The 21,678-nt window shown below is 40.3% G+C and carries 18 protein-coding genes and 1 pseudogene; 9 read left to right on the forward strand and 10 right to left on the reverse strand.

Features of this window, described 5'->3' with window-relative positions:
• The first annotated feature begins 45 nt into the window (after positions 1-45).
• From AAEY57_RS10555 to yegD, 4 genes are all read left to right on the forward strand, one after another.
• On the forward strand, positions 46-345 hold the full coding sequence (locus tag AAEY57_RS10555; protein ID WP_013464441.1) for a hypothetical protein: 300 nt from the start codon (positions 46-48) through the stop codon (positions 343-345).
• A 96-nt stretch (positions 346-441) separates the two neighbouring features.
• A complete protein-coding gene (locus AAEY57_RS10560) occupies positions 442-1,098 on the forward strand; it encodes an HAD family hydrolase (RefSeq protein WP_350607831.1) in 657 nt (218 codons plus the stop codon).
• A gap of 34 nt (positions 1,099-1,132) precedes the next feature.
• On the forward strand, positions 1,133-1,975 hold the full coding sequence (locus AAEY57_RS10565) for a DNA ligase (RefSeq protein WP_013464443.1): 843 nt from the start codon (positions 1,133-1,135) through the stop codon (positions 1,973-1,975).
• A gap of 79 nt (positions 1,976-2,054) precedes the next feature.
• On the forward strand, positions 2,055-3,419 hold the full coding sequence (gene yegD / locus AAEY57_RS10570; protein WP_013464444.1) for a molecular chaperone: 1,365 nt from the start codon (positions 2,055-2,057) through the stop codon (positions 3,417-3,419).
• A gap of 4 nt (positions 3,420-3,423) precedes the next feature.
• Here yegD and AAEY57_RS10575 read toward each other — a convergent pair whose 3' ends face one another.
• The 4 genes and pseudogenes from AAEY57_RS10575 to AAEY57_RS10590 all read right to left on the reverse strand — a co-directional run bounded on the left by AAEY57_RS10575 (position 3,424) and on the right by AAEY57_RS10590 (position 7,856).
• Entirely contained in the window at positions 3,424-3,888 is a 465-nt protein-coding gene (locus AAEY57_RS10575; RefSeq protein ID WP_013464445.1) for a methylglyoxal synthase, read from the reverse strand.
• A 15-nt stretch (positions 3,889-3,903) separates the two neighbouring features.
• Positions 3,904-4,536, reverse strand: coding sequence for a LysE family translocator (locus AAEY57_RS10580; RefSeq protein ID WP_041695849.1), 633 nt, complete (start codon positions 4,534-4,536; stop codon positions 3,904-3,906).
• 145 nt (positions 4,537-4,681) lie between these two features.
• Positions 4,682-6,455: pseudogene (locus AAEY57_RS10585) on the reverse strand (S8 family serine peptidase).
• Positions 6,456-6,680: 225 nt separating this feature from the next.
• Positions 6,681-7,856, reverse strand: coding sequence for a multidrug effflux MFS transporter (locus AAEY57_RS10590; RefSeq protein ID WP_013464448.1), 1,176 nt, complete (start codon positions 7,854-7,856; stop codon positions 6,681-6,683).
• Positions 7,857-8,040: 184 nt separating this feature from the next.
• On the opposite strand from AAEY57_RS10590, the gene AAEY57_RS10595 reads away from it, so the two are divergent.
• Positions 8,041-8,514, forward strand: a complete 474-nt coding sequence (locus tag AAEY57_RS10595; RefSeq protein WP_016899426.1) for a hotdog fold domain-containing protein — start codon at positions 8,041-8,043, stop codon at positions 8,512-8,514.
• Between the two features lie 77 nt (positions 8,515-8,591).
• Here the strand turns inward: AAEY57_RS10595 and AAEY57_RS10600 are convergent, their stop codons facing one another.
• The 5 genes from AAEY57_RS10600 to AAEY57_RS10620 all read right to left on the reverse strand — a co-directional run bounded on the left by AAEY57_RS10600 (position 8,592) and on the right by AAEY57_RS10620 (position 14,967).
• The gene (locus AAEY57_RS10600) at positions 8,592-9,074 is read right to left on the reverse strand and encodes a bactofilin family protein (protein WP_013464451.1); all 483 of its coding nucleotides are present in this window, start codon (positions 9,072-9,074) and stop codon (positions 8,592-8,594) included.
• On the reverse strand, positions 9,064-10,227 hold the full coding sequence (locus tag AAEY57_RS10605) for a M23 family metallopeptidase (RefSeq protein WP_273001621.1): 1,164 nt from the start codon (positions 10,225-10,227) through the stop codon (positions 9,064-9,066). The genes AAEY57_RS10600 and AAEY57_RS10605 overlap by 11 nt, the downstream gene beginning before the upstream one ends.
• 142 nt (positions 10,228-10,369) lie before the next feature.
• Entirely contained in the window at positions 10,370-11,683 is a 1,314-nt protein-coding gene (gene fahA / locus AAEY57_RS10610; RefSeq protein ID WP_076921480.1) for a fumarylacetoacetase, read from the reverse strand.
• Positions 11,684-11,880: 197 nt separating this feature from the next.
• Complete coding sequence (gene hppD / locus AAEY57_RS10615) at positions 11,881-12,927, reverse strand: 4-hydroxyphenylpyruvate dioxygenase (RefSeq protein ID WP_016899429.1); 1,047 nt, start codon at positions 12,925-12,927, stop codon at positions 11,881-11,883.
• Between the two features lie 540 nt (positions 12,928-13,467).
• Positions 13,468-14,967: a peptide MFS transporter gene (locus tag AAEY57_RS10620; protein ID WP_350607832.1), complete on the reverse strand. Its 1,500-nt coding sequence runs from the start codon at positions 14,965-14,967 to the stop codon at positions 13,468-13,470.
• Positions 14,968-15,710: 743 nt separating this feature from the next.
• On the opposite strand from AAEY57_RS10620, the gene tyrR reads away from it, so the two are divergent.
• Together tyrR and AAEY57_RS10630 are read left to right on the forward strand one after the other, a co-directional pair.
• Positions 15,711-17,267, forward strand: a complete 1,557-nt coding sequence (tyrR, locus tag AAEY57_RS10625; protein WP_013464456.1) for a transcriptional regulator TyrR — start codon at positions 15,711-15,713, stop codon at positions 17,265-17,267.
• A gap of 112 nt (positions 17,268-17,379) precedes the next feature.
• A complete protein-coding gene (locus AAEY57_RS10630; RefSeq protein ID WP_016899430.1) occupies positions 17,380-17,916 on the forward strand; it encodes a thioesterase family protein in 537 nt (178 codons plus the stop codon).
• Positions 17,917-17,968: 52 nt separating this feature from the next.
• Here AAEY57_RS10630 and AAEY57_RS10635 read toward each other — a convergent pair whose 3' ends face one another.
• A complete protein-coding gene (locus tag AAEY57_RS10635; protein ID WP_013464458.1) occupies positions 17,969-18,622 on the reverse strand; it encodes an OmpW/AlkL family protein in 654 nt (217 codons plus the stop codon).
• A 273-nt stretch (positions 18,623-18,895) separates the two neighbouring features.
• Between AAEY57_RS10635 and AAEY57_RS10640 the strand changes: the two genes are divergently transcribed.
• Both AAEY57_RS10640 and dapE read left to right on the forward strand, forming a co-directional pair.
• On the forward strand, positions 18,896-20,314 hold the full coding sequence (locus AAEY57_RS10640; RefSeq protein WP_013464459.1) for an MATE family efflux transporter: 1,419 nt from the start codon (positions 18,896-18,898) through the stop codon (positions 20,312-20,314).
• 71 nt (positions 20,315-20,385) lie between these two features.
• Positions 20,386-21,591 (forward strand): succinyl-diaminopimelate desuccinylase, encoded by a 1,206-nt coding sequence (dapE, locus tag AAEY57_RS10645; protein ID WP_350607833.1) that lies wholly within the window; start codon positions 20,386-20,388, stop codon positions 21,589-21,591.
• The last annotated feature ends 87 nt before the right edge of the window (positions 21,592-21,678 follow it).

Below are 21,678 nucleotides of genomic sequence, written 5' to 3' on the forward strand. Positions count from 1 at the left end.
GAGCTGCTAAAGTAGCGCTCATATGTTTATTAAAGAGAAAAAGTAATGGCTGGATTTTGGAATTACCGTGTAATTTTTTGTGAAGCAACCAAAGATGAAGCGGCGCAATATCAAATACATGAAGTGGAATATAACCTAAATGGTAAAGTAACTAACTGGTCAGAAACGGGTGCAGCGCCGTTTGGTACCACGTTAGATGAACTAAAAGATGATGCTGAGCGCTTAAAAACCGCATTTGAGAAACCCGTACTTAAAGTGATGCGCAAAGCCCGTGGTTACGAGTTAGTTGATGTAAACACCGGTGAAGACGCTTATGCTGAGCCGCCAGCAGGCTTGACTGAGTAACACACATTAATGAAAGGTGCTTAGGCACCTTTTTTAATATTCAGGGCATAGGCTAAACAACTAAACAGCTAAACAGCTAAACAACAAGGAGAAAGTATGTCTATTGAAGCGGTATTATTTGATATGGATGGCACGTTAGTTGATTCTGAAAGTGTGCATTATATCTGTTGGAGCCAATTACTTGCGCCTTTTGGTGTGCGTTATGACGAAGATGGTTTTTGCCAGCGCTTTTCTGGGCGCCCCACGATTGACGCTGCAAAGGAAATAAAACAAACCCATAACTTGTCTGTGAGTAGTCGCTATTTAGCGGATGAAAAATACCGTTTGTTTAGCAAATTCGTTCAAACCAATTTACCGCCTTTAATGCCTTATGCTGCAGATATTTTATTCGCGGTTAAAGAGCAAGGCTTAAAAATGGCGTTAGTAACAGGCAGCGCACGCCATGAAGCTGAGCCAATACTAAAAGGATTAGGGTTTTATGATTTATTTGATACGGTGGTTACAAAAGACGATGTAACCAATCCAAAGCCTGCCGGTGATCCCTATTTATTAGCACTTAAAAATATGCAGGTCGCTGCAAAAAATGCGATTGCCGTTGAAGATACCTTCACTGGTGTAACAGCAGCAAATAATGCAGCCTTAGCCGTTGTAGCGATTGCTAATAAGCACACCGAGCAGCACGACTTCAGTAAAGCAACACAGCAAATGGATAACCTTGAAGAATTTTGGCAATGGCTTCAATCTCAACTATAGTTTAAGCCATATTTAAATTTGCAAGGATGCAGTTATGGTTACTATTCAAAGATACCTATTTATTTTTTTAACGCTTTTTAGTGCGAGTTTATTAGCGCAATTGCCGCAGGTGCAACTCGCTGATGTTTATGATGAAACTAAGCATAACGATATTCGCCAATATTTGGTGAGTGAAAAGTTTGACGGCGTTAGAGCAATATGGACGGGGAAACAATTTGTTACCCGCCAAGGTAATCCAATTAATCCTCCTAAGTGGTTTACCGCCCCTTTGCCTGATGTTTGGTTAGACGGTGAGTTATGGACCAAGCGGGGTCAATTTTCTGTTCTCAGTGGTATTGTTAGAACAAAAATACCCGACGACTTACTCTGGCAAACAGTGACTTATCAAGTATTTGATATGCCAGATACAAACACGCCTTTTCATCGTCGCTATCAAAATTACCTGTCACTCATTACTCAGCTAAATAGTCCTCACATCAAGGCGGTAAAACAATATCAATTTAGTGATAATCAGCAACTAAGCGATTATTTTAATAAGGTGACCAAACAAGGCGGGGAGGGCGTTATGCTTCATTTAGCAGAGGCTAAGCATACGAGTGGTCGCTCTAGTGCATTGTTAAAACTCAAACCTTATTTGGATGCTGAAGCGCTAGTTATTGAATATTTACCAGGTAAAGGTAAATACACAGGTATGCTCGGGGCATTGCGAGTGCAAACCAAGCAAGGCGTAACCTTTTCTATTGGCACGGGCTTTAGTGATGAAGAACGCAAGCGTCCGCCAGCCATTGGTTCAACAATCACTTATCGATACCACGGATACACTAAAAATGGTTTACCGCGTTTTGCTAGCTTTTTGCGAGAAAGACCCGAAAAATAAAGAGTGTAGGCCAATTCAGTATATATTTTTTAGCAATTATGCTAAATTGCGCGGCCTTTTTGGTAATGTTTGGTGATCTATGTTTGTTGGTTTTGATTATGGTAGTTCTAATTGTGCTATGGGTGTTTTAAACGAAGAGCGTGTTCAGCTTATCCCTTTAGAGCAAGGCAAACATTATCTTCCATCAACTTTATACACTCATCATAGCGCCTTAGTCGTTGATTTTGTTGCGCAGCATTTGCAGGGCTCAGAGCATGAGCATGCCTATAAAACCGCGCGCCAACCCTTGCTTAATACGCTCCCGCGAATTAAATCAGACCTAGACTTACAAGCCGGCGACGACACCCTATTCATTGGCCGCGAGGCGATTAGTGAATATGTGCAATTTCCTGAAGAAGGTTATTTTGTAAAATCCCCTAAATCATTTTTTGGCGCAACGGGCTTAAAGCAAGGGCAAATCAATTTTTTTGAAGATATTGCTACAGCAATGATTTTAAAAATAAAACAACGTGCTGAATTATCGTTAGGGTATATGCTGAGCCAAACTGTTATTGGTCGCCCAGTGAATTTTCAAGCGGTTGGCGGTGAGCAGTCAAATCAACAAGCCGTGGGCATTTTAACACGCGCAGCAAACCGAGCAGGCTTTAAAGATGTTGAGTTTTTATATGAGCCACTCGCCGCTGGGATTGATTATGAAAGTGATTTAACGCAAGACCAAAAAGTATTGGTGATTGATATTGGCGGTGGTACCAGTGACTGCTCATTTGTACAAATGGGGCCAAGTTTTAGGAATAAACAACAACGAGATGCAGACTTTTTAGCACATAGTGGTAAACGTGTTGGCGGAAACGATTTAGATATTGCTTTGAGCTACCATGGTTTAATGCCATTACTCGGGCTTGGCAGTACGTTTAAATCAGGTTTACCACTACCTAATCAACCATTTTGGCAAGCTTGTAAAATTAACGATGTGAATTTACAGAGCCAGTTTTATAGTGCCCAGCATTATCGTGAACTCAGTGCGCAGTTACGCGATGTCAGCGCCCCTGAACTTTATAAACGACTTATTCACTTACAGCAAAATAAGCAAGGTCATCAATTAGTTCAACAAGCTGAAGCGGCTAAAATTGCATTAACATCCGCAAATAGTTTTAATTGTGATTTAGCCTTTTTAGATAACTCATTAAGCAAAGATATTTCAGTCGCTGATTTAGCGCTTGCTGTTGACGATAGCATTAGTCAGATTGTTACCTTGGCTAAACAGGCAATTACTGATGCGAATACCACTCCCGATGTGATTTACTTAACGGGAGGGAGTGCTCAGTCTCCATTAATTAAAGCAGCGTTGAGTGAGCATTTAGGCAACATAAAAATGGTGAACGGTGATCACTTTGGTAGTGTAACTGCTGGCCTTACTAAATGGGCCAGCATGCTTTATAAGTAAGCTACTATAGAGATATTTGTCGGGTTGCGAGGTATTTTTCGTAATCTGGCAATGTTCGCTCAAGCTCTATATCCATTAATGGTGAGCTAAGTAGCATATCGGCACTCACTTCATTACACGCCACAGGAATATTCCACACAGCAGCTAAACGTAGCAGAGCTTTAACATCGGGATCATGAGGCTGCGAAGCTAAAGGGTCCCAAAAAAAGACTAATACATGTATTTCATGCTCCGCTATTTTCGCCCCGAGTTGTTGATCGCCGCCCATAGGGCCACTTAATAATTGAATAACATCAAGCCCTGTTGTTTTCTCAATTAAATGCCCAGTAGTCCCTGTGCCATATAAAGTGTGTTTACTTAGAGTGGCCTTATGTTTTTCGCACCATAACTTAAGCGCGGCTTTTTTGCCGTCATGTGCTACTAAGGCTATATTTTTTTGCGCAGGTAGAGATTGTATTTTTTGATCCATGCTGATTCTTATTAGTTAGAGTAATAAATTGATAGCCAAGGCAATAAATACAATGCCTGTGAACCTATCAATCCAGAGCTGGCTATTTGGGTGATTTCTAAAAAATTGAGCTATTTTATCGCCGAAATAAATATACGTGCAGTCAATCGGAAAAGCAAAGATTGGATACAGTAGCCCAAAAAACGCCAGCTGAAAGGTTGCAGATGACAAGCTAGGGTCAACAAATTGTGGGATAAAAGCAATAAAAAACAAAGCCACCTTAGGATTTAGTACTTCGGTCATCATAGCTTGAAACATCACGTTTTTGTTTTTATTGGTGGTAACATGAGGCTTATCTTCTTGCTCGCAAATGGGGGGCTTAAAGGTGTCTTTAAGCATCATAAACCCTAAGTAACATAAATAGGCTGCACCTGCATATTGTACGCTGGCATAGGCAGTTTCAGAGGCTTTTAAAATAGCGCTTAAACCGACAACCGCAAAAAATGTATGTACTACGCCACCTAACGCAAAGCCAAAAGCACTCTGCATACCTGCTTTTCGCCCATTTGCAAAAGTTTGCGCCATTAAAAACGCGTTTGATGGCCCAGGCGCAACGGCCATTAAAAAGCTGGCGAGTAAAAATGAGAGCAAAAAGTCAGGGTTGATCATTAAATAGTACGAAAAAGAAGTGGTAAGTGATTTTATCAAGCAATGAGAAAAATAAAAAGCGGGCATATTGCCCGCTAAGTTGAGGATACTAAATTGTTATAAAACTAGCCGTTATACTTTTAAACATAACGAAGTGCTAAATTTATTAAAAACTAACGGTGATATTATTTGAACACACCGTAGTGCTCAGCGCTTCACATACTTGATATGTATACGTACCACCCCCTTTAGTATTTATACTGTCGGTGTAGGCATTGTTATTTGTTGTTGTTATTACTTTATTACCATTTCGGTAAATATCGACTTGGCTTGTTGCTGCACCATTCCATCTTAAATCAACAAAGCTACTGCCTCTAGATTTATAACCCGATGCTGATAATGAAATATCATCAACGCCTGGCTCGGGATCAACGCCACCCGTGCCGCCACCCGCACAGCCATTAGCTGTAAGGTAAGCATCAGCGTCTGCCGCTTTTACAATACCATAGCCAAAGTAATCATCACGACCAGCAGCCCCTTGATCTTGCGCAGTTGCTTTTAACGCATCGCGAATTTCTGTGCCTGTACAGTCGCTATGGTTAGACCATACTAGCGCAGCAATACCTGAAACTGCAGGCGTTGCCATTGACGTTCCACTCATAAAACCATAATCAGTTGCGCCAATATTAATTGTCACGTTGGCACTGGCTATTAATGTACTACGATCTTCAAATGCAGCGCCTACAGCAGGAATTGAAGCATTGTTGGTATCACCTAGTGTTGCGTATAACATGCCGGCTTCATTGTTAATAATAACCGCACCTAAACCGCCTGAGTTTTCACAATTAGCCACTTTGTCGTAAAATGAAACAACGCCGCGGTCAATCATACATACTTTACCAGCCGCTGCTGGATCAACTGTTTCGCCGGTCCCCATAAAGTAGGCACTCGCCGTGACTTGACCTGCATTTTCCATTGCTGATGAATTTTATGCTGTGCCATCGGCTGACATACTCGCTGCTGTAGCCATACCTGCAGGGTAGGTTGATAGCGTATCAACACCACCGGCTGTTACTTCTACACAAATGGTTTCATCGTTTGTTGCACGTTTACCACGACCTGATGAACAACTTGGGAATTGTGAAAAATCAGCAATTTGATTATTGGCATCATTAGCACCAACCATCATTACCCGCGGCAGCAACAACAAGGCCGCCTGCATTAGTAAAGTTAGCAAACGCATTTGATTCTGTACTGTTTGAGCCGCCGCCCCCTAAGCTCATACTAATAATGTTCGCACCTGCTTGAGAACATAAATCGGCCGCTTGAGCTAAATCAGATGAGTAACCCCAGCCTGATTCGTTAAATACTTTAATAATGTGCATTGCCACACCCAGTGCCATACCCATAACACCGAGGTTATTATCTGCAGTACCAATTGTACCGGCTACATGCTTCCCATGTGGGCCGCCATTATCAAACCAATTACCGGTGATGTTGCCCCAAATAAAGTCAGGGTTTGAGCTATCTAAGCCGGAATCGATAACACAGACTTTCATGCCTGCATTGGCATCAAAAGTTACTTGATCAACCTGTGATTGATAAACGGCATAAGGCGTAATTTGCTGCTGCATTACATCGCCTACATCATCGTTAAATAATGACATAGGTACACGCTTGTGATCTTCTTCAATGAGTTTAATATGTGGGTTGTTGAGTAGGCCTTTTAAGCTACTTAAATCTTGACCAGTAAATTTTGCGGCAATAAATCCATTACCATCTACTTTAATCTCACCACCTAGTTTTTTAGTAAGCGCTTTAACAACACCTTTTTTATTATTATCAACTTGAATGATGAAGCGATCGTTTGCAGCATGGGCAGTTCCGGCTGCAAAAATACCAGTAAGAACTAATGCTAAGGCGAGTTTATTCTTTTTCATATTATAATATCTTAGAATTAATTTATTAACTTATTGTTAACTTAAACCAGCATTAAAATAATAAAAAGCAAAAAATAAGGTGTTTTATCTACAAAAAACGAAATTGCTTAACTAAAATTAACAATTTTTAAACAAAAAATATATATTTTGTTTGGATTAGGGGCGGCTAATCAAGTAGCACCTGAATTAGCCAAAATGAGAGAAGTATTGAAAATGCGTTAGTGGCTAAGCATATTTAGCATAACGAAACAGTAAATAACAAAAAGGAATTAATAATAGAAAGTGCGTACCAATAAGCTCTGGGGTTGATAAGTTTAAGTATTGAGTAATAAAAACCAATAAGCTTGCTCCACTCATTTGCATTGCTCCCAAAAGAGCAGAGGCGGTGCCTGCTTGTTTAGGAAATAAACTCAAAGCACGCCCAGCGGCAGAGCCAAGTGTTAAAGCAAAACCAAATGCTGCAATGAACATAGGGATCATTAATGCCAATGGCGTTTTATATTGGCTTAATAACAACATAAGTAAGCCGGCACTCACTAGCACTAAAAGGCCTATTTTTAAGGCTCTTTTAGGTTGGCGTTTAATGTAAATAGGCATAATAAAACTAGCAAGAATACTAAGCACCGCATTGAGCGAGAACCAAAAGGTAAAGTCGGCTACGCTGCCACCTAATTCAGTAATGAGCCAACCGGGAGCCAGTGTTACAAACACCAATATAGCTGACATAGTGACCATACATAACAAGCTATTAAATAAAAATAATGGGGTTGAAATGATGGGGAAAAAGCGTCTTAAATCTAAAATATGCCCCTGGTAATGACTGTCTGCTGGTCGTGTTTCCCTAAACAAGAATAAGGTGACAATAAACCCCAGTAATGCAAAACCGGTTAAAAATAGAAAGTTCATTTGCCAACCAAACTGTACGGTTAGCCAAGCACCTAAAATAGGCGCTAATGCTGGAATAAAGCAAACTATACCGTTTAGATAGGTAATTATTTGGCCACTGCGTTCACTACCAAACTTATCTCTTACTATTGCAAAAGCGACAACAAAGGTAGCGCACGCGCCTAACCCTTGAATAGCACGAGCAAACATCAGTACTAAAAAGCTAGGAGCATAATATGCACCCAATGCCGCCAGTCCATACAAAGCGACCCCAGTTAAGGCGACGGGCTTTCTGCCAAAACGATCAGCGAGTGGACCTGCAATTAACTGCCCCAAACCAACAGTAAGCATAAAAATAGCCACCGTTTGCTGTACTTGCTTTTCGCTCACTGAGAATTGCTCTGCGATAGTGGGAAAGGCAGGCAGGTAAATATCAATGCCCATCGGACAAAAAATGACGAGTAACGCTAAGATAAGTAATAAAGTAAAATTGGGTTTAGCGGGCTGTGTATGCATCAGGTCTCCTTTTGTCGGTATTTTAAGTGGCGACTGATGAAAAAGAAAGGGCTTATGGCCGATGTATCAGCCAACTTACCTACTTTTAACCTTATTATGATTATTTTTGTTTAAGTATCACACTTCTTTAAACTGATCCGATGTGTTAATTTGCTTTTTAAGCAAAGACAATGGAAAAATAATAATGAGTAATGAGTCTGCATTAATAAAAACATGGCATAAATTTAAAAAGTGGCCATGCGGTAACTGGCTTTTCAGTAAAGCAGTGTGTTTCAAGGCACCTTATTTTGGCTCTATGAAACCCACTATTTTAGATTTAAAAGCAGGGCACTGTAGTGCTGTGGTTAAAAACACACGCCGTGTACATAATCACATTGGAACAATTCATGCGATTGCTCAATGTAATTTGGCTGAGCTGTGTGCAGGAGTAATGGTGGATGCGACGGTACCGTATAAAACACACCGTTGGATACCTAAAGGTATGACAGTACAATATTTAGCTAAAGTAGACACAGACGTTACCGCGATTGCTGAAATTGAGTTACCTCATCAATGGATTGATAAAGAAGATTTAGTGGTGCCGGTAAAGCTTTACAATACCCGAAATGAGTTGGTGTTTACTGCAGATATAACCATGTACATCACAAAGAAGAAGTAATTGCTAAATTATATTTTTTATATAAAGCATTAAAAACAATGGTTTAGTTTATTGACTAAACCATTTTTTGTTCAGGTTTAACTTTTTGCAGTAGACGACTTGTTTACAAACGAAAGGCCACTGTCTTCATTATCAACAATGGCTTTTACATCGTTAACCGGTTTTGGTTTATCTTTAGCATGCTCAATGACTTCTTTTTCAAAGCGCTGCTTTAAACTACCTTCAATAATCGCACCGGCTTCTATGCTTAGTGTGTCATGAAAAATATCGCCAAGTACATGGGCATTATTTTCGATCTTCACTTCGCTTGCATTTAAAGAGCCTATGATTTTACCTTTAACAACAACGCTGCTCGCCTCAACAACGCCTTCAACAACACCGGAGGAGCCGATAACTAAATGCTCAGCTTTAATATCACCGTCAATACGTCCATCAAGTTGCACTTCACCTTGGCTAACTAAAGAGCCCGTAATACGCACATCGTTAGAAATAATTGAGGGAGTATGACTCACTCGCTTGATTGATGAGTCCGTTTTTGCTTGTTTATTTTTACCAAACACGAGAAAGCGCCTTTGTTATTTTTAGTGGATTGACATGCTTGTCGTCTATTAATACTTCATAGTGTAAATGAGTACTTGTACTTCTTCCGGTACTGCCCATTAAACCAATGACATCATGCTTTGCAACAACTTGGCCTTTTTTAACATTAACTTTGTTTAAGTGACCAAAGCGCGTTACAACGCCATTTTTATGTTCTAATTCAATAAAGTTACCATAACCACCATTGCGCCCAGCTCGGCGTACCGTTGCATCGGCAGGGGCAAAAATTTCTGTTTTATGCCAGCCAGCTAAATCAACGCCTTTATGAAATGCGCGTCTTTTATTCATGGGATCTTTTCGAAGCCCAAAGTTGCTCGAAATATAATATTTTGCGGCAGGTAAGGGTAATGTGTTCGGCAAGGCGGTTAAAAAGTTTTCTAGCTGATTTAAAACAAGCAACTTATCGGCAATGGCTAAAAATGTATTGGGTATTTTACTTTCATCAAGTATGTCCAGCGGGCCACCTTGCGCCGTTGTTTGTGCCGCTAAGGCGAGGTGCTGTGCAAGTGCATTTTCGAGACCTGTGTCTTGCAATATCTCTAAAATAGCGTCGTGGCGTTGATTAATTTGCGCAGCTAATAAGGTAAAATTAGTATCGTATTGCTGGTTTAATAAAGTGTAGCGCTGCTCAAAACTGGTGGCATTATTGTCGGCCTGTTTGTTTTGTGACTTGTCATCTTCGAGCGGTTCATGGAATTCGCTCTCGCTCTCATTTATAGGGGAGGAGTCAAGCTCACCCTCTAATTTAATGGCGTCTTTGCTAATAGAAGCAGGCAATGATTCAATCATACCTTGTAATAAAGCTTGTTTTTGTTCTAGTTCAGCTAACTGTTCTTGTTGTAATGCATAGCGTTGCTGCTGCTGCTTTACTTTTTGTTGCCACTGCGCTTGCTTATCAAGTTGAGTTTGTTCGATATGAGATATTTGGTGTGTTTGCATATACACACGAATACTAGAGACACTCATCCACACAATAGCGGTGATAATAATAGCGAGTACAGAAACTTGTAACCATGGTGCCAAAACCACATGCTTTACTTCGCCATTTTGGCGAATAAGCAGCTGGCGAGCTGGGAAGTTTTTATGAAAAAAAGATTTTATGAATACAGACATGTCACATATATACTGGCTATTAACGGATTCAAGATAGCAATTTCAACTAAAAAAGCCAGAAAAAAATTGTAACTATGGCTTAATTAATAAAAAAGGGCGGCTTATTCGGCCACCCTTTTTTACTAGTTTATTGATTTTGCAATTATTTTGCAGGCAGTACCGTACTCTCCACGGAGCCGAAGCCAATACGTGCAAAACCTTCTTTTTCACACCAGCCACGCATTATCACGTTGTCGCCGTCTTCCAAGAAGCTACGCTGTTCGCCGTTACTTAAGGTGATTTTTTCTTTACCACCACGAGAAAGCTCAAGTAATGAACCTGCTTCTTCATGAGTTGGGCCTGATTGCGTTCCAGAGCCCAGCATGTCGCCTGGCATAAAGTTACAACCGTTTACCGTATGGTGAGTCACCATTTGTGCCACAGTCCAGTATGAATGCTTAAAGCTAGATTTAGACACTTGTGTTGGGTTGTAGCCTTCATCACGCATTTTTTGCGTTTGAATTTTAACATCCATTTGAATATCAAATGCGCCTTGATCACGGTTAGCCGTTGATTCTAAATATTCCAATGGTTGCGGATCATTTTCATCACGCGTCCAGCTTGTTCTAAATGGTGCAAGTGCTTCGGTAGTTACAATCCATGGTGACACGGTTGATGCAAAGTTTTTTGCTAAAAAGGGACCAAGCGGTTGGTATTCCCATGCTTGTAAATCACGTGCTGACCAATCGTTGAAAACACAAAAGCCAAACACATGTTTTTCAGCATTTTCAATGGCAATAGCATCACCCAGCTCATTACCCTTACCCAAGTAAATACCCAGTTCAAGCTCGTAATCAAGACGCTTACACGGACCAAATGAAGGTACTTCTGCGTCTGGCGCTTTAGTTTGTCCTTTAGGGCGATGGAACTGCTGACCAGATACGCCAATAGATGACGAACGACCGTGATAACCAATCGGTACCCACTTGTAATTCGGTAGCAGTGGGTTATCAGGGCGGAATAAACTACCTACGGCCGTAGCATGATAAATCGAGGTGTAAAAGTCGGTGTAATCGCCAATGCGACACGGCAGAGCAAATTCAATCTCGCTTTGCGCAATAAGTGCGTGTGTAAGTTGTTCTTGATGCTCAGAACCTTCACGTAATGCTTTCGATAATGCTAAACGTAGGGCTGACCAATATTGCTCACCCAGACCCATAAACTCATTTAGTGTAGGATTGCTTGCTGCAGCAATGGCGACTTGAGCATCGCCACTAAAAATAGCGAGTTCATTTACTTTTGCTAAATCAATAACCTGATCGCCAATGGCAACCGCGCCACGGAAAGCTTCGTTGCTATTTTTGCGACGTACTTCGGCAAAAGGTAGATTTTGGATAGGGAAGTCACATTGTGCATCATTTGCTGATGCAACCCAGCTAGTTAAATTTATATCATGGGTTTCGTTAATTAAACTCATTACATTTCCTTTGGTTTAGTTGGTCGCGCATATCAATTTATTAGATAAGAACATAGCACCAGCAAATTTTAAATATCTACTAGTTATATGGTGATGAAAAGCGCGATTTAAACACGCAAAGAGAGATAAGCTCTCTTAGTTACGATTAAACGACAAAAAGCAGCGAAATACGCTGCTTTTTAGAGTCATAATTTTAATTATAAAACGCCACGGCGTTCTTGATCTCGCTCGATTGATTCGAACAGCGCTTGGAAGTTACCTTCACCAAAGCCACCATCGTCAACACGTTGAATCATCTCAATGAAGATAGGGCCAAATAAGTTTTTAGAGAAAATTTGCAATAAGTAGCAATCTTCGCTTTGGCTATCAACCAGGATTTGATGCTCACGAATCTTTTCTTTGTCTTCTTTAACCCATGGTACACGGTCAAAAATAGTATCGTAGTACTCAGGGATAATATCTAAAGTGGCGATAGTTGATTTATCTAACTTATCAAGTGAGCTCACTAAGTCGTCGGTTAAAAAGGCTAAATGCTGTACACCTGGGCCATTGTATTCGCCTAGGTATTCATCAATTTGGTTATTGTCGTTACCTTTACCTTCATTGATTGGAATAGAGAAAGTGCCACAAGGTGATTTTAATGCATAAGAGAGTAAGGCTGTTTTTTGGCCTTTAATATCAAAGTAGCGCACTTCGGTAAAACCAAACACGTCTTTATAAAAGTTAGCCCATGTTTCCATCGTGCCTTTATATACGTTATTGGTTAAGTGGTCGATACGTAAGAACCCTTTATCATTAACGACGTTTTGCTCAGCTAAATCTTCAAAGTCGTTTGCGTAGATAGAGCCTTTATCGCCAAACTGTTCAATAAAGTATATTAAGCTGTCGCCAATGCCGTAAATAGCAGGGTACGGTAAGTCTTTATTTGCTGCATCAGTAGCAGGCTTAGCGCCACGCTCAACCGCTGCTTCAAACGCCGCTTGAGCGTTCTCTACGCGCCAACCCATAGAACAAATTGCTGGGCCATGATTTTTAGCAAATTCAGCTGAAAAACCATCGCGTTCATTATTTAGTAAAAAATGAATATCGTTTTGGTTGTAATAAACAATGTCTTTACCTTTGAATTTTTTTAACTTTGAAAAACCAAAATCGGTAAACACTTTATCCATGTAATCGGCATCGGGTGTTGCGTACTCGGTAAATTCAATACCAACCAAACCTAAAGGGTTATTTACTTCACTCATTATAATTACTCCCGCAATTAAGCACTGCGATTATTAGTTATCGTATTGCCTGCATGATTAACCAGATTAGTGTTTTGGGGAAGAGGGTGTTGTTATTTAGTAAATAGCGCGTGTGTAAATTTTACGAGACGGTTATCAAAGTATGTTGTTTATTTACATACGAGCAGGTGAAAGTAAAAATTAGGTAGCGAGATAAAAGTGCAGGTTTTCTTGTTAAATTATTGATTGTTAATAGTTTAATTTAATTTATTTATATGTATTTTTAGTTTTTTTGCGCTAAAAAAAGTGCGGTTTTTGTATTTTATTATTTACACTTTTAATGAGTATGGTTAGCTGCGATATATATAAAAACAAAGAGTATTGATGCTTTGCTGCTATGAACTCGTTTGTGCACAGTGATGAGGTATAAATAATAAACGGCTGAATGTAAAAATTGTGTGGTTTAATCTAGCGGCCATAAAAATACCCCCTGCAGTTAACTACAGGAGGTATTTGATATCATTTATCAAAGCTCATAATTATGCGTGTGATAAATCTAAATTATTGTGTTGGTGCGGTTTGTTCTAAACCTTGTTTTTCCCATATTTTAGCTTTAAAACTCATCAGTACTAAGATGATACCTACACCGATACTAAATAAGGCAATTTGTAGGTAAAGGTTCGGGATTTCTTCAACATTGTTAGGATCAAAGTTACCAGCAAGTAATCCTGAAATAACGTTACCGATAGAGTATGTAAGTACGAATACCCCCATCATTTGACCAGTAAAGCGGCGAGGCGATAACTTACTTACAGCGCTCAATGCAACTGGGCTTAAACAAAGCTCACCCACTGTGTGTAAGAAATACGTAGTAACAAGCCAATAAGGTGCTACTTTTAAGCCTTCAGCGGCATAGTGTGCTGCCATAAACATTACTAAAAAGCCTGAAGCCATAATAACGAGGCCCAACGCACATTTTACGCTGTAAGTAGGCGAGACCATTTTTTTAGATAAATTAATCCAAAAAGCGGCAAAGAATGGTGATAGCGCAATAATGAACAATGAATTTAGAGATTGGAACCAAGTCGTTGGAATTTCAAATGTGCCAACCAGACGGTCTGTATAGTCACGAGCAAACAGATTTAATGAAGAACCGGCTTGTTCAAAGCCAGACCAAAAACAGGCTGAAGCGACACAGACTAAAAATAGCGCCCACATTCTTTGTTTTTCAGCATCGGTTAGTTTGCCTTTGAAGTATATAAGGCCAAAGTAAACGAAAAAGATAACAGTAAATATAACTGCGGTGTACCCTGCAACAATCGATGGGTTAATGACAATAGCACCTGTCATTGCAGCAGCGGTGACACTGGCGGTCGCGATAACAAATGCAGCAATACCACCCCATGCGCGCGAAGTACCTTTAGGGCTTAATGGGTTAGCAGGTAAGGCGCTGTGATCTGGTAAGTTTTTAAGTGTACGCTTGTATTGAATTAAACCAATACCCATACCGACAGCCGCGGCACCAAATGCCCAGTGCCAACCTACGTTTTCCATAAAGTAACCACACACGTAGTAACCAATTAAAGAGCCTAAGTTAATACCCATGTAGTAAATAGCGAAACCACCATCACGGCGCTCATCTTCGTCAGTATAAAGCTGACCAACCATGGCACTGATATTAGGTTTAAGTAAACCAGTACCAGTTGCAACAAATATCAAACCAATAAAAAATGAATATTCATGTGGCACGGCTAAAATAATATGGCCACACATGATAATAATACCGCCATACCATACTGCTTTTTGACCACCAAATAATCTATCTGCTAACCAACCACCAGGTAAACCTAAAAAGTATACTGAACCTGTGTATAAGCCATAAATTGCAGCAGCAGAAGCAACGGTAAATCCTAGGCCTTCTTGTTGTAAACTTGCTGTCATAAATAATACGAGCATCGCTCGCATACCGTAGTAACTCATTCGTTCCCACATTTCTGTGAAAAACAGGGTTGAAAGTCCTTTAGGGTGACCAAACCAGCCACTGTCAGAATTTGAACTCATATTTACTTCCTAATTCATTATTGTTTTGATGACCTTGTGGTTTTTTATTTAGCTAAATTTTTACTCATAAAAAGTATAATAAATGCTCGATCATCAGTGTTTTTTATGCAGCTAAGGTAATGGTTTGCTAAACGCAGCTATACGTTTAGGTAAGCGTCACACCCTTATCCTAGTTACAATTGCGCCTAAGTATACATAGACCTTTGTGCGAGGGGAAGCGTTGAGCGCGCTATCATACATCGGTTATGTAATTGTTAAATACCAGTGTGTGAACCCCTATTTGCTGCAGTAAACACCTAAACTTATCAAAAAATATCTTTAACATCATAGGTAACATTGTCATACCAACGTTATCTTTAACACTGTTTAAATACAGCTTGAAAAATAAATAAAAGCTTTGTTTTACGCGTAGTTACAGCTACTAAATTTTTAATAATAGTTAACCTTTACTACTTTAATTTAATAATCACCACTTAGATTAAACATGAGCGAATATTGGCGTATGGACAGTAATGATTCGCTCATTGCAGCATATAATTTATACAAGGCCAGCTTGACTAAATTGAGTTGCAATAACCCCGACTTTTAGTGAACAGCCAAGCTTGAATGCGTTAAGTGCTTGAAAAAGCCCTCTAGTTAGTAAAAAAACATTTTTTCGTCCAAATTTCTTTACAATAAACTATGCTCGTAAACAGAGTTAGCGTATTATTCACGCCAACTAGTTTTTCCTTACCTGAGGGTGTATGCGTTTAGATATTCACTGTGCAGACCGAGTTGGTATTGCTCAAGAGATTCTTAATATTTTAGTTAGCTACAATGTTGACTTAAAGGGGATTGAAGTCGACTCAGTAAATTGTCGTATGTATGTGAGTTTTCCTGAGATTGAATTTGAACAATTTCAAAAAATCATGCCGTCTATTCGCTTAATCGATGGTGTACATGATGTACGCACAACCGCGTTTTTACCGTCTGAACGTGAGCACAACGAACTTAACACCTTATTAAGAGCACTTCCTGATGGCGTTATATCTATTGATGCTAAAGGGTGGGTGCGCCTGTGTAACGACGCAGCCTGCAAAGATTTACAATTAACAGAAAAAGAAGTCACCGGTGCTAATATTAATAATTTGCTCAAAGGCTTTAACTTTACCCGTTGGTTAGAGGGCAAAGAAGTACTGGGGCAAACCACGCGTGTTGAAGTAGCAGGTGAAGATTTTATTGCTGATATTCTGCCTATTGCGGTCCCTCAAGGCAGCGAAGGCGATGTGTTAGCGGGCGCGGTAATTAATATAAAATCGCAAAGCCGTTTAGGTCAGCAAGTGAGTGCTTTTAGGCGTTATGGCCAAGAAAGCTTTGCGACTATTCATAACTTTAGCACAGCGATGCGCCGTGTGGTTCGCGAAGCGAGAAAAATGGCGCAACTTGAAGCTCCCATTCTTATTACGGGTGAAACGGGGACGGGTAAAGAGTTGCTAGCACGAGCTTGTCACTATGCATCTAACCGCTCAGTAAAACCATTTATTGCTTTATCGTGTGCCTCGTTACCAGATGATGTTGCTGAGTCCGAACTATTCGGTTATGCCGGGTATGAAGAAAACGCAGCCCCTAAACGCGGTGTACTCGAACAAGCGGATGGTGGAACGGTATTTTTAGATGAAGTAGGTGAAATGTCGACGCAGCTACAAACTAAATTGCTACGTTTTTTACAAGACGGTACATTTAGAAAAGTTGGCGACGAAAACGAAGTTAAAGTGAACGTGCGTATTATTGCTGCCACGCAAAAAGATTTACCTGCAATGGTTCAAGAGGGCGTATTTAGAGAAGATTTATACTACCGAATTAATGTATTAACACTGGAAATTGCGCCGCTTAGAGATCGTAAAGCGGATGTTGGGCCACTTGCTGAACACTTTATTCAAAAATATGCGCAGCAAAATGGTCATACAGTCCCCGAGTTATCTGAAGAATGTTTAACATTTTTACAAGATTACCCATGGCCTGGTAATGTGCGCCAATTAGAAAACGCGATTTATCGTGCGGTATCTTTGTTGGAAGACAGTGAACTGCGCGTTGAACATTTACAGTTACCCACGTTTACCCATGATTTAGGCTATTTAGAGTCTGATTTTGAGGGCTCGCTTGATCAAGCGGTTAAGCGTTTTGAAGCCACCTTGCTTCGTAAGCTTTATCCTGCCTATCCTAGCTCTCGTCAGTTAGCTAAACGCTTGGGACTGAGTCATACTGCTGTGGCTAATAAATTGCGTGATTACGGCATTAACCGCAAAACGGTTAAAGTTTAAAGATAGATACCCAAACATCCTCATTTAGTGATTGATTCCTTGGTTTAAAAACAACCAAAGGAGTCAATCGCTATGATACACTGATAAAAACTCAACTGGTAAGACCTCTACTGTGAACTTATATTTTAGACTACTGCTGTTATTTTTTAAAATTAAACGTAATCGTGACTATCAATCGTTGTTAGATACGGTTGATATAGACTACAAAGCATTACCAAGTGACTGCGATATTAATTTGCATTTAACCAATTCGCGCTATTTAGCGATGATGGACTTGTCGCGTACCTGGATGACTGAACGGGTTGGTTTGCTTAAGCAAATAATGAAACGTCGTTGGTTTCCTATTGTTAATGCGACAGCCATTACCTACATCCGCGATATTAAGCCAATGCAACGTTTTACCATTAGTACGCGTTTGGTTGGCTGGGATCATAAATACTTTTATATTGAACAAAAGTTTCATTCAGAACGTGGCTTACATGCCATTGCTTATGTGCGCGGCGTGTTTAAAAGTAAGAAAGGGGTGGTCAGTGTTGAGCATATGCTCGAGGTTGCAGGCTTTGACGGGGTTGCCCCCATTTTACCGGCTGAAATAATTCACTGGAAAGAAATGCTTGAGCAAAAAAAAGTAAATAACTTACCTCGCTAAACACAGGCAAAAAAAAGGCCTAACGGCCTTTTTAACACACACATAAACGTTATTAAAACGAGTATTTAAGACCAAACATGGCAACAACAGGGTCAAGTGACACGGTTGATGTTAATGCTTTTGCGCCATTAGCATAAACAGTCGCATCAGTATCAATATCCATGATAGATACCATAGCGTGTAGGCCCCATTTTTCATCAATCTTGTAGTTAGCACCTACTTGAGCAACAAAACCAAATGAATCATCTAGTTTTACTTCTACATCGTTAGTTCCTAACGTTGCTTTAAGTGCTGCAGAAGGCTGTTCGTCAAAGAACGTCGTATAGTTAATTCCCACACCTACAAACGGACGAAGTGCATAGCTGCTATCTAAAAAGTGGTATTGTGCAACCAGTGATGGTGGTAAATGTTTAATATCAGCAATTTTATTACCAGCTAAACCACCAGTACCTTCTACATCATGAGAAAACGGCGTTGCTGCAATAAGCTCTAATACCCATTGGTCGTTAAATGCGTAATCTACAGTAATACCTAACTGAGTATCTGAGTCGCCTTTTAAGCCTAGAGTAGGTGCTTCGTTAATTTTTGAACCATCGTTATCTGGATTAACATTAATTGCGCCAACATTAACACTAAAGTTAGCGTGTGCTGCAGGAGAAAGAGCCAGTAAAGAAGTAAGTATTGCAATGCTTAGTTTAGTTTTCATGTTGTTCTCCGTGAACTACTGTGTGACTATTTGTTGATTGAGGCTATTATTGCTCGAGGTTAAAAATAAAAACCTGTTCTAGATCAAAGTTTCAAAAGCGGATGAGTAAAGAGCCTCTATTTATTGATTTAGATTAAACTTTTACTTAATTAGTGCTTAAAAATTATTGACTGATCACTTAAATACAAGCCGCAAACGAAGTATTCATAATATAATCAGCTAGTTTTGTTAAACTAAGGCTATGTTCACGGTTTAATAAAAGTAAGCGACCTCATGAATCCCTCTGGTCAACTATTTCTTCAAGGCTCCATTGCTAAAGCGCTGTTGAAATTAGGTATTCCTATTATCCTCATTAATATATTGCAGTCGGCTTATCAGCTTACGGATGCATTTTGGGTTGGGCGATTAGGAGCAACCCAAGTCGCTGCAGTGTCTATTAGTACCCCGATCACTTTTTTAGTCATTGCTATAGGCTCTGGGCTTGCAATGGCCGGTGCTATTTTATCGGCGCAATACATGGGCGCAGGTCAGCAAGATAAAGTGAACCATGTTGCAGCGCAAACGGTGTTAATGGTTGCATTTACCGCCTTAGTGTTAGGGCTACTTGGTTATGTACTTTCCCCATACTTTTTAAAACTGCTAGGCGTTGAGCAGGCGGTTTACAGTGATGCGCTTAAGTTTATGCATGTGTCCTTTATTGGCGTTATTTTTGTGTTTATTTACGCCATGTTCCAATCGCTAATGCGGGGCATTGGGCAAACTAAAGTACCTTTAATCATAGTTAGCACCACAGTGTTACTTAATTTTATTCTCGATCCGCTATTTATTTTTGGTTACGGCCGCTTTGAAGGGCTTGGCGTTATGGGCGCTGCGCTGGCGACTTTGGTTACACAAAGTTTAGCGGCGCTGGCGGGAATTATTATATTTTTACGCGGTCGCCATGGGATTCAATTACAGCTAAAAAGCTTCTATCCCGATTGGCAATATATGAAACGGGCTTTTTTCTTAGGAGCGCCTGGTTCTATTGAATTATCAACACGTGCTTTTGGCTTGATTATCATGTCATTTTTAGTGGCAAGCTTTGGAACCGTTACCATTGCGGCTTATGGCGTGGGCTCTAATATTTTGCAAATGGTGATGATCCCTGCCATGGGTTTATCAATGGCGGTATCAACCTTGGTGGGGCAAAATATGGGCGCCGGAAATATTAAACGGGCTGAGCAAATAACGAAGCTTGCCAGTATGTGGGGATTAATAGGCCTTTCTTTTGTTGGGGGCATTGCTTACTTGTATGCTGATACGCTGGTGGCATTTTTTATTCCCGAAGATAACAGTGTAATAAATAAAGGCGCGCAGTTTGTTCAAGTGATGTGTTTAAGCTGGGGGGGAATTGGTGTTCAGCTTTGTATTGTTGCTGCTTTTCGTGCCTCTGGGAATATGCTTAATGCCATGATTATCGCGTTATTATCACAATGCGTGGTGCAGTTTCCTGCCGCTTATATTCTTTCTAATCACACTTTGCTTGGCGATCAGGGAATATGGTATTCGTTTGCGATTACGAACATAACCATCGCACTGATAGCGTTCGCTTGGTTTATGCGTGGCGCATGGAAAAAAACCAGATTAACCAAAGAAGATAAACACATTGTGCAGGTGACACGAGAAACATTAATAGAAGAGGGCACACGTTAGCCTGTATTTTCATAATGCGGTCATAAAAAGTCGTTGTAATAAATACACTGCTAAAACGAGGTGTGTTTATTATGACAAAAGCTATCAACAAAAAAGTACCCGCGCCGTACTTAACTATTCCACAGTTAAAAAAGCTCACTCACTTACAAACGCTGATCCGATTTAAGTCAATTACGCCTAATTCCGCAGGAGGTATTGAGTGGCTGGCACATCAGCTAACTAATTTAGGTTTTAGCATTGAGCAGTTTAGTACCCATAATGTCACTAATTTAATTGCTAAAGTATCTTTTGGAGCAGGTCCTGTGGTGGCATTTTCTGGTCATATTGATGTGGTCCCTGCTGCGCAAGGTGGCTGGTTAGCTGATCCGTTTGATGGAAAAATAATTAATGATGCGATTTATGGGCGTGGTGCCGCCGATATGAAAGGAGGCATTGCAGCCATGCTCAGTGCAACGCAGTCGTTAATACATAGTGCGCGGCAAAAGCAGGGCACCTTGTATTGGTTGATCACCTCTGATGAAGAAGGTGAGGCAGAGCATGGCTCAGTGTTGATTGCGAAACGCCTAGCACAACAAGGTGTTGTACTTGATGGCTGTATTTTTGGTGAGCCTACAAGTCATTTGCAAGTGGGCGACACCATAAAAAATGGCCGACGTGGCGCGCTGTCAGCGCGTTTAACTATTCAAGGAAAAGCAGGACACGTGGCCTATCCTGAAAATACTATCAATGCTGCGCATATCAGCGCTGAAGTAGTGAATAGATTAATCCAAATTGATTGGCTTTTAGATGAGCCAAGCTCAAAAACAAGCTTGCAAGTTACCGGTATTAATATTGATAACGTGCTTGATAATTTAGTGCCTGCTCAATGTGATATTACGTTTAATATTCGCTACAGCCATGGGTATAAAAGTACAGATGTGAAACAGCTGGTACTTACTGCACTGAATGATTTAAACGAATATTTAACGGTGCAATGGGAGCGTCCATGTGAACCTTATTATACAAGCCATAGGGCAGAGCGCTGCTTACTCGCTCAGCTAGAGCAGGCAATATTTAACGTGACCGGAAGCTATCCAGTACTTAGTACCAGCGGCGGGACTTCAGATGGGCGGTTTTTTGCAAGTAAAAACACGCAAGTGATAGAGTGCGGGGTTTTAAACCAGACCATTCATCAAGTTAATGAACATGTGCCCATTAGCGACTTGTTACAAATAGAGAAAATATACACTCAACTATTAGTACATATATTTACTCAGTCTAATAATCAGGGGATTTGATAAATATGAAATTGAATCGCCCCGAGTTCATCGGAGACCAGTTTGTTTAAGTCAGGCCACTTTACCTGACTCGTTTAAATTATCATA

Origin of the sequence: Pseudoalteromonas sp. MER144-MNA-CIBAN-0113 (genome assembly GCF_040308965.1) — a bacterium.
Taxonomy (GTDB): domain Bacteria; phylum Pseudomonadota; class Gammaproteobacteria; order Enterobacterales; family Alteromonadaceae; genus Pseudoalteromonas; species Pseudoalteromonas tetraodonis.